16 protein-coding genes, 2 tRNA genes and 1 pseudogene are annotated in these 15612 nt (G+C 51.4%); 16 read left to right on the top strand and 3 right to left on the bottom strand.

The window, feature by feature from the left end; genetic code table 11:
• Positions 1–190: 190 nt before the first annotated feature.
• The 3 genes from HMPREF3277_RS02530 to HMPREF3277_RS02540 form a co-directional block, all read right to left on the bottom strand.
• A tRNA-Glu gene (locus HMPREF3277_RS02530) sits at positions 191–265 on the bottom strand.
• Positions 266–278: 13 nt separating this feature from the next.
• Positions 279–355 (bottom strand) — tRNA-Arg (locus tag HMPREF3277_RS02535).
• A 131-nt stretch (positions 356–486) separates the two neighbouring features.
• The gene (locus HMPREF3277_RS02540) at positions 487–1839 is read right to left on the bottom strand and encodes a deoxyguanosinetriphosphate triphosphohydrolase (RefSeq protein ID WP_070869944.1); all 1353 of its coding nucleotides are present in this window, start codon (positions 1837–1839) and stop codon (positions 487–489) included.
• 183 nt (positions 1840–2022) lie between these two features.
• Between HMPREF3277_RS02540 and rsmA the strand changes: the two genes are divergently transcribed.
• From rsmA to HMPREF3277_RS02615, 16 genes and pseudogenes are all read left to right on the top strand, one after another.
• Positions 2023–2802: a 16S rRNA (adenine(1518)-N(6)/adenine(1519)-N(6))-dimethyltransferase RsmA gene (gene rsmA / locus HMPREF3277_RS02545; RefSeq protein WP_016687675.1), complete on the top strand. Its 780-nt coding sequence runs from the start codon at positions 2023–2025 to the stop codon at positions 2800–2802.
• A 17-nt stretch (positions 2803–2819) separates the two neighbouring features.
• Positions 2820–3548 carry an amino acid ABC transporter ATP-binding protein gene (locus HMPREF3277_RS02550; protein WP_003740819.1) on the top strand — a complete coding sequence of 243 codons (729 nt, stop codon included), beginning with the start codon at positions 2820–2822 and terminating at the stop codon, positions 3546–3548.
• A 101-nt stretch (positions 3549–3649) separates the two neighbouring features.
• Entirely contained in the window at positions 3650–4135 is a 486-nt protein-coding gene (locus tag HMPREF3277_RS02555) for a MepB family protein (protein WP_246830751.1), read from the top strand.
• Complete coding sequence (locus HMPREF3277_RS02560) at positions 4122–4481, top strand: hypothetical protein (RefSeq protein WP_070869946.1); 360 nt, start codon at positions 4122–4124, stop codon at positions 4479–4481. Before HMPREF3277_RS02555 ends, HMPREF3277_RS02560 begins: the two co-directional genes overlap by 14 nt.
• A 4-nt stretch (positions 4482–4485) precedes the next feature.
• Positions 4486–4920, top strand: coding sequence for a protein YgfX (locus HMPREF3277_RS02565; protein WP_070869947.1), 435 nt, complete (start codon positions 4486–4488; stop codon positions 4918–4920).
• Between the two features lie 134 nt (positions 4921–5054).
• A complete protein-coding gene (gene folC, locus HMPREF3277_RS02570) occupies positions 5055–6329 on the top strand; it encodes a bifunctional tetrahydrofolate synthase/dihydrofolate synthase (RefSeq protein ID WP_070869948.1) in 1275 nt (424 codons plus the stop codon).
• 12 nt (positions 6330–6341) lie between these two features.
• Positions 6342–7574 (top strand): SPOR domain-containing protein, encoded by a 1233-nt coding sequence (locus HMPREF3277_RS02575; RefSeq protein ID WP_070869949.1) that lies wholly within the window; start codon positions 6342–6344, stop codon positions 7572–7574.
• Positions 7567–8073: a CvpA family protein gene (locus tag HMPREF3277_RS02580; protein WP_003761516.1), complete on the top strand. Its 507-nt coding sequence runs from the start codon at positions 7567–7569 to the stop codon at positions 8071–8073. Before HMPREF3277_RS02575 ends, HMPREF3277_RS02580 begins: the two co-directional genes overlap by 8 nt.
• Before the next feature lie 347 nt (positions 8074–8420).
• Positions 8421–9965 (top strand): amidophosphoribosyltransferase, encoded by a 1545-nt coding sequence (gene purF / locus HMPREF3277_RS02585; protein WP_070869950.1) that lies wholly within the window; start codon positions 8421–8423, stop codon positions 9963–9965.
• 241 nt (positions 9966–10206) lie between these two features.
• On the top strand, positions 10207–10698 hold the full coding sequence (gene greB / locus HMPREF3277_RS02590) for a transcription elongation factor GreB (RefSeq protein WP_003779860.1): 492 nt from the start codon (positions 10207–10209) through the stop codon (positions 10696–10698).
• A gap of 295 nt (positions 10699–10993) precedes the next feature.
• Positions 10994–11785, top strand: a complete 792-nt coding sequence (locus HMPREF3277_RS02595) for a formate/nitrite transporter family protein (RefSeq protein WP_070869951.1) — start codon at positions 10994–10996, stop codon at positions 11783–11785.
• A 118-nt stretch (positions 11786–11903) separates the two neighbouring features.
• Positions 11904–12926, top strand: coding sequence for a tRNA dihydrouridine(20/20a) synthase DusA (dusA, locus tag HMPREF3277_RS02600; RefSeq protein WP_070869952.1), 1023 nt, complete (start codon positions 11904–11906; stop codon positions 12924–12926).
• Between the two features lie 133 nt (positions 12927–13059).
• A pseudogene (locus tag HMPREF3277_RS15155) lies at positions 13060–13122 on the top strand (transposase); the annotation flags it as partial.
• Between the two features lie 131 nt (positions 13123–13253).
• Entirely contained in the window at positions 13254–13742 is a 489-nt protein-coding gene (locus tag HMPREF3277_RS02605) for a group II truncated hemoglobin (protein WP_003767335.1), read from the top strand.
• A gap of 50 nt (positions 13743–13792) precedes the next feature.
• Positions 13793–14710, top strand: coding sequence for an SEL1-like repeat protein (locus HMPREF3277_RS02610; protein ID WP_003767331.1), 918 nt, complete (start codon positions 13793–13795; stop codon positions 14708–14710).
• Positions 14711–14780: 70 nt separating this feature from the next.
• A complete protein-coding gene (locus HMPREF3277_RS02615) occupies positions 14781–15584 on the top strand; it encodes a tetratricopeptide repeat protein (RefSeq protein WP_003767346.1) in 804 nt (267 codons plus the stop codon).
• The last annotated feature ends 28 nt before the right edge of the window (positions 15585–15612 follow it).

The raw sequence follows: 15612 nt of genomic DNA on the forward strand, positions 1-15612 counted from the left end.
TGTCCTGATTTAAAGTTAATCCACTATATATGGATTTGGCTTTAATGTGATGTTCTTTTGTTTTATTTTGCGGCGGTATTGGCTGTGATTTGGTTGTCTTGTGTTGATTTTAAAGTGGGTTCACTCTGTTTGTAATGAATTGAGTGACAAAGAAAAAAGCACAGTTTAATCAAACTGTGCTTTCAGAATTTGGCACGCCCACGGGGAATCGAACCCCGGTTACCGCCGTGAAAGGGCGATGTCCTAACCGCTAGACGATGGGCGCGGATAAGTTTTGTTGGCGCACCCGGAGCGATTCGAACGCCCGACCCTCTGGTTCGTAGCCAGATACTCTATCCAACTGAGCTACGGGTGCATTTTCATCACTTCGCGACTGCGTCGTGAATCAAGAAGACCGAATAATATACAAGCTGTCGGCGGCTGTCCAGTATTTTCTGAATAAAAATATTTATAATAAAATAACAATATGAAAATAAAGGATATTAATTATCGTAAAATGCCCACTCCCGATAAATCTTGTGCCATTTTTGCGGCGGCGTTGTCTGTCATGCCGCCGACAAAGTCTAAGATTTTCATGTAGGCTCGATACAGGCTGTCGGTTTCTTGGATGGGGTCGTGGTTTTTTAACAGATCAAGCGCGAGGGATTGGCGCACATCGACCTGTTTTTGCGCAATCATGGCGTATGCGGCGGGAACCAATAAATCCAAAATAGAACCGAGACACGGAAAAGTGGCGATTTCGGTCATGAGTTTGGTGCGGTGGCGGAAAATGCGCGTGCGGGCAAGTTCTTTCGCTTTTTCCAAGGTGTTTTGAACCTGCGGGCTGCACAACGCCAACAGGTCTTTGCCTTTGAAATTGCCGTTTAGCAGGTCGGATTGGTGCATCATGAAGGTTTGGGCGACGTCTTCTATCGCTTTGCCGATGGCGATGCCGCGCAACATGGCGCAACGCTGGCGGCTGGATTGCGCGTGCCAGGTGCTTTCTTCAAAAGTGAGTTCGGATAATACGCTTTCGATTTCGGCGTCGCTCAGCAAATCCAGTTCGACCGCGTCTTCCAAGTCTAAGAGGGCGTAGCAGATGTCGTCGGCTGCCTCCATCAGGTAGGACAGGGGATGGCGTACCCAGCAGTCTTTGCCTGATTCAATCAGCCCCAATTCGTCGGCAACGCGACGGATGAAGGGTAATTCGGTTTGGTAAATATTGAATTTTTTTCTTCCGTTGGGGTGTTGCGTCGTCCAAGGGTATTTCAGCAGTGCGCCTATGGCGGCGGACGTCAGGCGCATGCCGCCTGCGTCGGGATACATTTCCAAACTTGCCGTGATGCGCAGGCTGTGGGCATTGCCTTCATAGGTTTGGATGTCGTTGCGTTCGGCGTCGTTTAATGTCTGTAAAAACGGCTGGTTTTTAGGATCGCGGAACCAGTCGCGCAATGCGTCTTCTCCGGTGTGTCCGAACGGCGGGTTGCCTAGGTCGTGCGCAAGGCAGGCGACTTGGACGACGGCGCCGATATCGCTCGGCGTATTGTTTTCCGGTAAAAAGCCGCCTGCCTGCAGCATCACGCCTACGCGGTTGCCGATACTGCGCCCGACGCTGGCGACTTCGACGCTGTGTGTGAGGCGGTTGTGGGTCAGGTCGTGTTCGGCTAGAGGGTGGACTTGGGTTTTACGTCCCAATCTGCGGAATGCGCCGGAGAACACGACGCGGTCGTAGTCGATATGGAAGTCGGTACGCAAAGCGTCGGCTCCTTCTTGGGTGGAAGGTGTGACGGTCGGGATGATTTCGCCGTTTTTCGTGCGGAAACGTTGTGTGGAGAGTAGATTTTTCCAATTCATCTGCATGAAATTGCTCCTTGCGGGTTTTCGGACGAGCTGTGTAGGATGGACGGGATATTACTGCATTGCGGGACGGTTTGAAATCCCGATTGGCGTAGGGCGGCTGCTTGGGTTGCGGGTCTGAACAGGACTTTGTTTTTCAGTTACAATACGCGCTTATTATAATGATCGACAGTTTGAAGAGACGCGATGAAAGAACATAAGGCCCGGAAACGCTTCGGGCAGAATTTTTTGCAGGACACGCGGATTATTGCCGATATTGTCAACGCCGTTCGCCCGCAGGCGGATGATGTGGTGATTGAAATCGGACCGGGCTTGGCGGCAATTACCGAGCCTTTGGCGAAAAAGCTGAACTGCCTGCACGTTATCGAAATCGACCGCGACATCGTACGTCGTCTGAAAACGCTGCCGTTTGCGGATAAGCTCGTGATTCATGAAGGCGATGTATTGCAGTTTGATTTCAACAGCATCGCGGGCAAAAAGAAAATCGTCGGTAATCTGCCGTACAACATTTCCACGCCGCTTTTGTTCAAGCTGGCGGAAGTGGCAGACGATGTCGTCGATATGCACTTCATGCTGCAAAAAGAAGTGGTCGAACGCATGGTCGCCGCGCCGAAAAGCAACGACTACGGCCGCTTGGGCGTAATGCTGCAATATTTTTTTGATATGGAGCTGTTGATTGACGTGCCGCCCGAATCGTTTGACCCTGCGCCGAAAGTGGATTCTGCAGTGGTGCGCATGATTCCGGTGAAACACCGCATCGGCAAGGCGGACGATTTCGAGCATTTCGCCAAACTGGTGAAACTCGCCTTCCACCAACGCCGCAAAACCATACGCAACAATTTAAAAGAACTTGCCGGCGACGAGGATTTGCAGGCAGTCGGCATCAGCCCGCAAGACCGCGCCGAACACATCGCGCCGGAGAAATATGTGGAACTGAGCAATTATCTCGTCCGTAAGGTCGTCTGAAAACATTTGGAAACAACATGATTAAATTCAAAAACGTACATAAACATTTCAAAGACCTGCACGTCATCAACGGCGTCAATCTGGAAGTGAAGCAGGGTGAGGTGGTGGTGGTTTGCGGACCTTCGGGCAGCGGCAAATCGACGCTCATCCGTACCGTCAACCAGCTTGAAAGCATTGAGAGCGGCGAGATTTGGGTGGACGGTATCAATGTTGCCGATCCGCAAACGGATTTGAACAAGGTGCGTGAGGAAGTGGGTTTTGTGTTTCAAGGCTTCAATCTGTATCCGCATCTGACCGTATTGGAAAACATCATCCTGTCGCCGATGAAGGTGAAAAAACAAAGCCGAGAACAGGCTGAGGAAAAGGCGATGGAGCTGTTGGAACGCGTGGGTTTGGCGCATAAAAAAGACGCTTTCCCCAGCCAGCTTTCCGGCGGTCAGCAGCAGCGCGTGGCGATTGCGCGCGGGTTAGCGATGGAGCCGCGCGTGATGCTGTTTGACGAACCGACTTCCGCGCTCGACCCGGAAATGGTCGGCGAGGTGTTGAAAGTGATGCAGGACTTGGCGGAAAGCGGCATGACCATGATGTGTGTTACGCATGAAATGGGCTTTGCGCGCGAAGTGGCCGACCGCATTATTTTTGTGGATAAAGGGCAGATTTTGGAAAACGAAACGCCTGAAGAGTTTTTTACCAATCCGAAACACGAACGCGCCAAACAGTTCTTGCAGCAAGTAATGACGCATTAACAGTTTGCCAAAAGGTCGTCTGAAAGACAGATTTGGGCTTTCAGACGACCTTTGGTGAATGCAACCGACATCTCTAAAGACAAGACAATAAAACAATGAAAATGACAGACATTCTTCATAGGTATTATGGTGACTTTGATCTGATAAAGGAAAAATGGAATGAAGACTATGAAAGCATTTTGATTAAGACAAAGTATGATCAAAAATATAAAAGATGTCGTTTGGCAAAGAAAACACCCAAAAAAGAAGGCTACTTTACAGTCTTTTGGAAAAAAGACCAAGAGAACAAAAATATCCCTTATACCGATGAGGACTTGGGCGATGAACTGATTATTGTCGTGATAGACGGCTGTCATTGCGGTTTATTTATAATTCCCAAAGAGGTGGCTATCAGTAAAAAAATTCTCTCTACAAAGGATTGTAAAGGAAAGATGTCCATGCGATTTTATCCACCCTGGTGCACAAATTTAAATAAAACAGCCCAGAAAACACAAAAATGGCAAATGGATTATTTTAGAATAGATATAGACGGTAAAGAGACTATCTCCGATTTTGCCGTTTTAAAGGAAAACCATGTATTTTGTTGACCGTACCGCCGTCGTGCTTAAGCCGACCACCCGTTTTTTGGAATGGCTGAAATCCGCCGATGAAAATATGCCCGACCTGACCATCGAGCAAATCCGTGCCAACTGCTCCGTATTCCTTGTGCCACAGTTTGACGAACCGGAAGCCGTGATTGCCTATTTTGACGAACGCTACCAACAGATTTTCGAGGCGGAGCTGGCAGGCTGGGACATCGACAAAAGCAAGTGGCCGCAAGACATGAGCCTGAAGGCGTTTTGGGAATTTTTCGATACCGAAATCCACGATATGGTTTTGGACATGGAAGAGGCGGAATTGAGCATTACGCCCGTGTTTGACAACATGATGTAGGGCGATGCGCGCTTTTCAGACGACCTTGAAGCCGTCCCGTTCTTTAAAAGCCTTGTCCGTCTTGTTGCATTTGTCCGCAGTGGCCGTGTGCCTGATATGGTTTTACGGCTGGATGATGTGGTTCGGGCTGGCGGCGTTGGCGGGCAGTTTTGCTCACGCTTGGCGCGTGGTGAATTTGCGGACGGTGGGTGCGGTAAAGAAAATTGCCATCGACCGCCATGCGCGCGCTTCCGTATTTTGCGGAGACGGAGAAGGGCAGGGCGCGGTGTTGGACGGTGCGACGATGCTGACCCCTTACGCTTTGTTTTTGCAGTGGAACGCCGATGGCAAAACGATACGGCAATGCGTCACGCCCGATATGGCGGATAAGGAATCTTACCGTCGTCTGAAAGTTTGGGCGCGCTGGTGTCAGGCTCAGGATGCCGGGCATCCGCTTTAATTCGGTAAAGCGGTTTTCCGCCTTGTTCTCGTCAAATTAAACCCAATATAAAAACAGTCCACACAAGCAGCCGAAGCCGTCCCCATTATGACGAAACGACGGTTTCAGACGACCTTTTGAAAAACGAAACACACATGAAAACATTACAAGACTGGCTCTCGCATTTGGAAACCGCCCACAGCGGCGGCTTAATCGACATGGGCTTGGAACGCACGGGCGAAGTGAAAAAACGCATGAAGCTCGAGCCGCAATGCCCCGTCGTCGTTGTCGCGGGAACAAACGGGAAAGGTTCGGTTTGCGCCTATCTGACGCAGATTTACAAACAGGCAGGCTTCAAAGTCGGTACGCTGACCAGCCCACATTTATTGCGTTACAACGAACGCATCGCCGTCAACGCCGAGCCGGTTTCAGACGACCTTATCACCGCTTCTTTCGAGCGCATCGAAGCGGCGCGCGGCGAAATATCGTTGACTTATTTTGAATTCAATGCCTTGGCGGCGGTCGATATTTTTATACGCGAACAAGTCGATGTGATGATATTGGAAGTCGGCTTGGGCGGACGTTTGGACGCGGTCAATGTGTTCGACTGCGATTGCGCGGTGGTTACCAGCGTGGATTTGGACCATCAGGCGTTTTTGGGCGATACGGTCGAGCAGGTCGGCTTTGAAAAAGCAGGCGTGTTCCGCAGCGGCAAACCCGCAATCTGCGGGCAAAACCCTGCGCCCGAATCGTTGGTCGCACACGCCGAAGCCATAGGCGCGAAACTGCTGATGGTGCAGCGCGATTTCGATTTCGCCTCATTGGAAAACATCCAATGGAACTACCGCTTTCATCCGCAGCATTCAGACGACCTCGCGCGCAACCGCAATTCCCTGCCGTTCCCCGCATTGCGCGGCGCATACCAGCTTTCCAACGCAGCCTGCGCACTGACCGTGTTGGAATGTTTGAACGACAAATTGCCGGTGGACATCGGCGCCATCAAGCGCGGATTGCTGCTGGTTGAAAACCCCGGACGCTTCCAAGTCCTGCCCGGCCGTCCGCTGACCGTTTTGGATGTCGGACACAACCCCCACGCCGCCCGCGCCCTGCGCCGCAGCCTGATTAATTTGGCGTTTGCGCAAAAACGCACCGCCGTGTTCAGCATGCTGTCCGACAAAGACATAGACGGCGTGTTGGAAATCGTTAAAGACCAGTTTGACGAGTGGTATATCGCGCCTTTGGACGTACCGCGCGGCATGACGGCGGAAGCCTTGCAGGCGAAACTGGAAGCACAAAATATCGAAAATATACAAACTTTTACCTCCGTTCGCGAGGCGTACCGCGCAGCTTTGGCTAAGGCGGGCGAAAATGATAGAATCGTTGTTTTCGGCTCATTTCATACCGTTGCCGACGTGATGGCGGCGTTGTAAAAGGAAATCTCCATGTCTGACAATAAGCAAAATGAAGTTCTGACCGGTTACGAACAGCTCAAACGCCGCAACCGCCGCCGCTTGGTTATGGCATCGGGGTTGGTGGCGGCATCGACCGTTTTATTGGGCGTCGCCCTGTCAACCGGACCGGAAAACAAGCCGGAAGAAAACGCCCAAACTACAACCATCCAACAAAACAACGCCAACGCAGAACCTGCCAACCTGGCGGATGCGACCGTGTTGGAGCCTTCTACCAAAGAAGATTTGGAAGCAGCGGCGGAAGCGGCCAAAAATGCCGATGCCGAAGTAGCGGACAAACCGCAGGAAACCGCCGCGCCGGAGCAAAATGCGCATGCGCAAGCCGAGCCGCAACCTGATGCGCCACCAGCCGCGCCCGAAGATGTAGGCCCGCCTTTGGTGTTGATTAACGATACCTTGTCAGACAGCGACATCAAAGGTTTGGAAGAGTCTGAGAAAATCCAAAAAGCCGAAGCCGCCAAACGCGAAGCAGCCGAGCGCCGCGCGGAAGAGCGCCGCCGTAATCGTGAAGAGCAGCGTAAAGCGCAGCAGCTTCAAGCCCAAGAAGCAGCGGAACGCGAAGCCAATGCCGCGGCGCGTAAACGTGCGCTTCAAGCTGCCAAAGCCGAGAAGGCGGAACGTGCCGCCGCAGCCGAACGCAACAAGCTGGCACAGTTGGAAAAAGCCGAGAAAGCCGTTGCCGAACGTAAGGCATTAAAAGCCAAAGAAGAAGCGGCGGCGAAACACAAAACGGCAGCGGAAAAAGCCAAAGAAACCGTCACAGCATCCGCATCCGAACCTAAAGAAAGAATTCGGGTAGATGCCTCCAAATATGAAAAAATCGAAACAGCCGGCAAAAAAGCTTCCGCAGTAAGGGAAGCCGAAGCGAAAGTTGCCAAAGCCAAAGCCGAGCAGACGGCCAAGGCAGAGAAAACCGCTACCTCTACTGCTGAAAGGTCGTCTGAAAAGGCAAAAACCAAAACCGCCGAAGTCAAATCAGGTAAAAAAGCCGCCATTCAGGCAGGTTATGCTGAAAAAGAACGCGCCTTGAGCCTGCAACGTAAAATGAAAGCAGCAGGTATCGACTCAACCATTACCGAAGTGATGACGGATAAAGGCAAGGTTTACCGCGTCAAATCGGGCGCATACAAAAACGCCTACGACGCCGAGCGCGACTTGAACAAACTGCGCGTACACGGTATTGCCGGACAGGTAACCAATGAATGATATTCCGTTAGCCGACATACTCGCCTTCGGCGTGATCGCGGCGTGTATCGTGATGTCGATGATACGCGGCGTCATTGCCGAAGCGGGTTCGCTGTTTGCGTGGGTGATTTCCTTTTTGTTGGCTAAAACGTTTGCCGTGCCGTTTTCGGAAGTGGCGTTTAAATCGATTCAACCGCGCGCCTTGGGCGTCGCCATCTCGTTTGTCGTGATTTTCTTTTTGGCGCGTTTTTTACAGCAGTTTTTACGCACTATACTGACCAACGCAGCGTCATCGATGGGCTTGGGCAGCGTCAACAGAGTATTGGGCGGCGTGTTCGGCGCAGCCAAAGGCGTGTTGCTGGTGACTTTGGCGGTCATGGTCTGCGCCCACACCGATTTGCCGGAAACGGAAGATTGGCAAAGCTCGTACAGCATTCCTTATTTCCAATCATTGTCTGAAGTCATTATGCCTTACCTGCCCGGTCAGAAGGACAAGGCGGAAGATAAGGCGGAATCGTAAATCCACCGGTTTCAGACGACCCCGATTACATCAAAGGTCGTCTGAAACCGGTTTTTCATGAGTTATAAAGTTCGGCAGCTATATTTGCCGAACGCGCTGCTTATAGTCTGAATCTCCGGTAGAGGTGTGGGCGGATTGATAATAAGGCGGTGAAATAGACGTATTTTATGATGAAGTCGGATTGTGTTTCCGATGTCTTGTTTTGTCGGACTGATTCATCAATCAGTCATGGTCCGTATCTGATTTCAAACTGAACGGGCGAATGATTGTCAACAATTTGGGCAACGTTGTCCGATTTATTCTATAATTCTGTTTTCCAAGTTAACCTCGAATTCGGAGAAGACGATATGTGCGGTGTATTAGGTTTGGTCAGCCATGAGCCGGTAAACCAGCTTCTGTACGACGGTTTGCAGATGTTGCAGCACAGGGGGCAGGATGCGGCGGGCATTGTGACGGCGGAAGGCAGCACGTTCCATATGCACAAAGGCAAAGGCATGGTGCGCGAAGTGTTCCGTACACGCAATATGCGCGATTTGATCGGCAACGCGGGCATCGCCCACGTCCGTTATCCTACGGCGGGCAACGCGGGCAGCAGCGCGGAAGCGCAGCCTTTCTACGTCAGCTCGCCTTTCGGCATCGTTTTGGCGCACAACGGCAACCTCACCAATACCGCCGAACTGTATGAAAACGTGTGCAACAAACACCTGCGCCACGTCAACACCAGCTCCGATTCCGAAGTTTTGCTCAACGTATTCGCGCACGAATTGCGCCGCGAAGTCTCTAAAAACGCCAATCCCCACCGGCTCAATATCGACAATATTTTCAACGCCGTTGCCGAAGTCCACCGCCTGGTGCGCGGCGCATACGGCGTGGTTGCCATGATTGCGGGCTACGGCATGCTCGCTTTCCGCGATCCTTACGGCATCCGCCCGCTGGTGTTGGGTTCGCAAACCGACGAGGCAGGCAGAAAATCCTATGCCGTCGCCTCCGAATCTGTTGCCTTCAATGCGCTTGCCTACGATTTGGAACGCGATATCCAGCCGGGCGAAGCGGTATTCGTCGGCATTGACGGCACACTGATTGCCCGTCAATGCAGCGACCGCGCCAAACTCAGCCCCTGCCTCTTCGAATACGTCTATTTTGCTCGTCCCGACTCCGTGATCGACGGCGTATCGGTTTACCAATCGCGTTTGGACATGGGCGTGTCCTTAGCGGAAAAAATCAAACGCGAGCTGCCCGTGGACGACATCGACGTCGTGATGCCCATTCCCGACACCAGCCGTCCCAGCGCGATGGAACTTGCCGTCCACCTCAAAAAGCCTTACCGCGAAGGTTTGATTAAAAACCGCTATATCGGCCGCACCTTTATCATGCCCGGTCAGGCGACGCGCAAAAAATCCGTGCGCCAGAAACTCAGCCCGATGGAAACCGAGTTTGAAGGCAAAAGCGTATTGCTGGTGGACGACTCCATCGTGCGCGGGACGACCAGCCGCGAAATCGTCGAAATGGTACGCGCAGCGGGCGCACGCAAGGTCTATATTGCCTCCGCCGCTCCCGAAGTGCGCTATCCCAATGTGTACGGCATCGACATGCCCACGCGCGAAGAATTGATTGCTAACGGGCGCAGCGCGGCGGAAATTGCCGCCGAAATCGGCGCGGACGGCATCGTTTTCCAAAATTTGAGCGATTTGGAAGCCGTCGTCAAAGCACTCAATCCGAAAATCGAATCCTTCGATTCGTCCTGTTTCAACGGCATCTATCAAACCGGCGACATCGACCAAGCCTACCTCGACCGCCTGTCCGCCGAGAAATCCGGCTGCGGCGGCTTGAAAGTCCACCCGAGCAGGATGGAACACAGCATCAGCATCAGCGATGCGGGCGACGAAGAATAAAACCGGTTTGAACGATTAAGGCAAAAGGTCGTCTGAAACGGGGTCATGTTTCAGACGACCTTTGTATAGTGGATTAACTTTGAATCAGGACAAGGCGACGAAGCCGCAGACAGTACAGATAGTACGGCACCGATTCACTTGGTGCTTCAGCACCTTAGAGAATCGTTTTCTTTGAGCTAAGGCGAGGTAACGCCGTACCGGTTTAAAGTTAATTCACTATATTATTTTTAACGGCAAGATTATGAGTACCGAAACCAAAAACTACATCACGCCCGTCGGTTGGCAGGCGTTGAAAGACGAGCTGTATCAACTGGTCAATAAAGAGCGTCCCGAAATCGTCCAAATCGTCAACTGGGCGGCAAGCAACGGCGACCGCAGCGAAAACGGCGACTATCTTTACGGCAAACGCCGTATGCGCGAAATCGACCGCCGCATCCGTTTCCTGACCAAGCGTTTGGAAGCCGCCGTTGTCGTCGATCCCGAATTGCGCGAAGCGACCGACCAAGTGTTTTTCGGCGCAACCGTCGGATTGTTGCGCGGCGACGGGCGTGAGCAAACCGTCAAAATCGTCGGCGTCGATGAAATCGATACCGCGCAAAACAAAATTTCTTGGATTTCCCCATTGGCGCGTTGTTTGATTAAAGCGAGGGAAGGGGATGAAGTCGTCTTGAATACGCCGGAAGGGCGCGAAGAGATTGAAATTTTGTCGGTGGAATACATACGGATTGATTGAGCGGCAGCCAGTGTCATGCCGTATTTGTTGTGATGAAAAGGTCGTCTGAAAACATCAAGGTTTTCAGACGACCTTTTGTTTGAAGCCGCCACTTCGCAAACTGACCTGTCCGCTGGATGTAATAATCTTTCTTTTGAGCCAAAGCAAGGCGGCGCGACCGCATTTTAGGTTTAATACACTATTGTTTTTTATCCGATAAGACCGTAAACCGGCATCCCCCGACACTGCCCTACCGCGACAGTTTTGCCGTCTTTCAAAAGCGGCGTTCCCACCTCAATCCACTTTAAGGAAAATCATGGCTTCGCGCGATTTATACCCACAGGAAATTTTACAGGTCGTTCTCGATAAAAGCTGTGCCAAGGCACAATCCAGCGTTTCCACGCTGGCGGTTTTGAGCGTTTTGGCAGGCGGATACATCGGCTTCGGTTATCTGGCTTATTTGAAAGTGGTCAGCGGCATTCCGCACGAATGGAGCGGCTTGGCGACTTTACTCGGCGCGGCAATGTTCCCCATCGCCTTGATCTGCATCCTGCTCGGCGGCGGCGAGCTGGTAACGAGCAATATGATGATTATGTCTCTGGGGCGTTTGGCAGGGCGGATTTCCACAAAAATGCTGCTGCGCAACTGGGTCGTCGTGTGTCTGGGCAATTTGGCGGGAACTCTGGCGATGGCGTTTTTCCTCGGACACTACGTCGGGATGACCGAAGGCAGCGTGGCGGAAAAAACGATTGCGGTGGCGGAAGCCAAAGTCCATATGGATTTCGGCAGGGCTTTCGTCTCGGCGGTCGCGTGTAACTGGATGGTGTGTATGGGCGCGTGGCTGCACTTTGCCGCCAAGCATACGGCAGGGCGGATGTTGGCGATTTGGTTTCCCGTGATGATTTTCGTGTTAAACGGTTTCCAACACCTTGTCGCCAATATGTTCGTCATCCCCGCCGGTATTTTGGCGGGCGCAGATATTACATGGGGGCAGTTTTTCTTCAACATGATTCCCGTGTTTTTAGGCAATGTCTTAGGCGGCGCATCGTTTGTCGGCGCGTCGTACCTTTATACTTATAAAGATACGCTGAAAGATTGTGCCGAATAATCTGCCTTTGAGCATACAAAACCTGCTTCAAAAGCAGGTTTTGCCGTTTCAGACGACCCCCGCGCCGATTTTCGACACAGTCCGTCTGATATAATGCCGCCTCAAAATAATCAGATACATGAAACACATGACTCAAGCCTCCCTCCCGCTCCGCCGCCTTTCCGTCGCCCCCATGCTCGACTGGACGGACAGACACTACCGCTACCTCGCCCGCCAGATTACCCGCAACACATGGCTTTACAGCGAAATGGTCAATTCCGGCGCCATCGTTTATGGCGACAAAGACCGCTTTTTGATGTTCAACGAAGGCGAGCAGCCCGTTGCCCTGCAACTGGGCGGCAGCGACCCGTCCGATTTGGCGAAAGCGGCCAAAGCCGCCGAAGAATACGGCTACAACGAGGTCAACCTCAACTGCGGCTGCCCCAGCCCGCGCGTACAGAAAGGCTCGTTCGGCGCGTGTCTGATGAACGAAGTCATGCTGGTTGCCGACTGCCTCAACGCCATGCAGGACGCGGTCGGCATCCCCGTTACCGTCAAACACCGCATCGGCGTCGACAGACAAACCGAATACCAAACCGTCGCCGATTTCGTCGGCACACTGCGCGACAAAACCGCCTGCAAAACCTTCATCGTCCACGCCCGCAACGCATGGCTGGACGGACTGTCCCCCAAAGAAAACCGCGACGTTCCGCCGTTGAAATACGATTACGTTTACCGCTTGAAAAAAGAGTTTCCCGAGCTGGAAATCATCATCAACGGCGGCATCACCACCAACGAAGCAATCGCCGGACACCTGCAACACGTTGACGGCGTAATGGTCGGCCGCGAGGCGTATCACAACCCGATGGTCATGCACGAATGGGACAGGCTGTTTTACGGCGATACCCGCAGCCCGATTGAATACGCCGATTTGGTGCAGCGCCTCTACACATACAGCCAAGCCCAAATCCAAGCCGGACGCGGCACAATCTTGCGCCATATCGTCCGCCACAGCCTCGGGCTGATGCACGGCCTGAAAAACGCCCGCACCTGGCGGCGTATGCTTTCTGACGCGACGCTGTTGAAAGACAACGACGGCAGCCTGATTCTCGAAGCGTGGAAAGAGGTCGAGCGGGCGAACGTATGGGAATGGCGCGGGTAAGTTGATTTTCGATTGCCGCTGTCCGGCAGCTGAAAATCGCCTCTTCTCCGCAAAAATGAGAGGTCGTCTGAAAACAGAACAGGTTTTCAGATGACCTCTCTTTAGCCCATATGACACAATTGGCCCAGTCTATTATAGTGGATTAAATTTAAATCAGGACAAGGCGCCGAAGCCGCAGACAGTACAGATAGTACGGCACCGATTCACTTGGTGCTTCAGCACCTTAGAGAATCGTTTTCTTTGAGCTAAGGCGAGGTAACACCGTACTGGTTTAAAGTTAATCCACTATAAAATTCCCGTTTCAGACGACCTTTAAGAAAGAAAATTATGTATCACGCATTCGGCGGCGCGGCAGGCGTCCGCAACCTGACCGACCGCTTTTACGACCTGATGGAACTCGAGCCGCAATACCGCGCCCTGCGCCAAATGCACGGCGAAGACATGACGCTGATTCGCGAAAAACTCTACGAATTTTTCAGCGGCTGGCTCGGCGGCCCGCCCTTGTTCGAGCAGAAATACGGCCATCCCATGCTGCGGGCGCGGCACATGCCCTTTGCCGTGAATATGCAAGTGCGCGACGAATGGGTCGCCTGTTTCGCCCAAGCCATGAACGAATTGGAAATCGGCAAAGACCTCGCCGAGCCCGTCCTTATCCGCATTTTTGCGATGGCGGATTGGATGCGCAACCAAAACGAAGAAGGCGTAGAACCGCCCATGCCGCCGATGGCGGTCGATCCCACAATCCGCATTCCCGAGCTGAAAAACGTCTTAAAGCAATACAGCGTGGACGGTTATTTTAGGGAATTTGCAGACTAAGGTTCATCTGAAAATGCCGATATCGATTAATGAATACAAGAGAGTATGTAATGAAAAAATGGTTAGGAAAGATCGCAATTGTTTTGTTTGGATTAGGGCATATGGCTAATGCAAGTAACATCCCAAATTTTGCAGAAACAGAACTAGAGGCAAAACAAGGCAATGCTGCATCGCAATTTAATTTAGGTTTGATGTATTACTCAGGGAAAGGAGCGCCCAAAGATTATAAACAGGCAGAACATTGGTTCCGTAGAGCAGCAGAGCAAGGGGACGTGGATGCGCAGACCAATCTAGGAGGGTTGTATTATCAGGGAAAGGGTGTTGTCCAAGATTATAAGAAAGCTAAATATTGGTTTCAAAAAGCTGCTGCACAAGGCTTTGCTAAAGCCCAATATGATTTAGGATTAATCTATTTTTTGGGTAAGGGTATAGAGCAAGATTACGGGCAAGCAGCTCAATGGTATGAAAAGGCAGCAAAACAAGGATATCTTGATGCTCAATATGATTTAGCCATTATGTATGATAACGGATTAGGTGTCGGTAAAGCACCTGAGAAGGCGTTCCAATGGTATCGAAAGGCGGCGGAGCAGGGAGATAATCAAGCACAATATACCGTAGCTACAAGATATATGCATGGTTTAGGCGTGCAAAAAGATTTTAAACAGGCGGTGCTATGGCTACATCGTGCAGCAGATCAAGAAAATATCAAAGCTCAATTAGATCTTGGCGTGGCTTACAGCCATGGATTCGGTGTTCGTCAAGATGATAAGCAGGCACTGTATTGGTATCGCAAGGCAGCAGAACAGGGAAATGCAGAAGCTCAATATAATTTGGGTTTGATGTATGAAGAAGGACAAGGTGTATCCGAAAATCGAAAAGTTGCCAAAGAGTGGTACAAGAAGGCCTGTGATAATGGATTACAAGATGGTTGCAATGACTACCGACAGTTGAATAACGAAGGACATTAAACCTTTCTCAAAGGTCGTCTGAAACACATAGATAAACCCAAAAACATTCTGAATAAAAAAGGATTTTGAGATGAACACCTTATTGAAAAACATGATGCTTGCCTTGCTGTCTTTGGGCATGGGGCAGGCAGCTTGGGCGGATGATATTCCTGATTTTAGGGGAACCCTTCAAGCGGCGGAACGGGGAAATGTGAAAGCTCAAAATAATTTGGGTGTAATGTATGAAAAAGGGCTGGGCGTCCATCAAGACTATACACAGGCAATGAAGTGGTATCGTAAGGCGGCAGAACAAGGGGCTGCCACAGCCCAATATAATTTGGGATTGCTGTATGCCAACGACTCCAGTAACCATCAAGACTACGCACAGGCGGCAGAATGGTATCGCAAGGCTGCGGAACAAGGGCATCCCTCTGCTCAAAATAATTTGGGTGCAATGTATGCCAATGGGCAAGGAGTCCGTCAAGATTACTTACAGGCAATGGAGTGGTATCACAAGTCGGCAAAACAAGGGTATGCTCCGGCCCAAAATAATTTGGGTGTAATGTATGAAAAAGGACAAGGTGTTCGTCAAGACTATGCACGAGCAGTGGAATGGTTTCTCAAAGCAGCGGAACAAGGGACGGCTACCGCCCAATTTAATTTGGGTTTAATGTATGAAACAGGACGAGGCGTCCGCCAAGACTATGCACAGGCAGCGGGGTGGTTTCGCAAGGCTGCGGAACAAGGGGATGCCTATGCCCAACATAATTTGGCGCTTATGTACGCGTTTGGTCGAGGCGTCCCCCAAAATTATACAATTGCCAAAGAATGGCTTGGCAAGGCTTGTACCAATGGAGATCAGCAAAGTTGTGACGCTTACCGTACATTGGATTAAGTAGGATAATGAAACCTTTCCCAAAGGT

Origin of the sequence: Neisseria sp. HMSC70E02, from assembly GCF_001838645.1 — a bacterium.
In the GTDB taxonomy this organism is placed as follows: Bacteria; Pseudomonadota; Gammaproteobacteria; order Burkholderiales; family Neisseriaceae; genus Neisseria; species Neisseria macacae.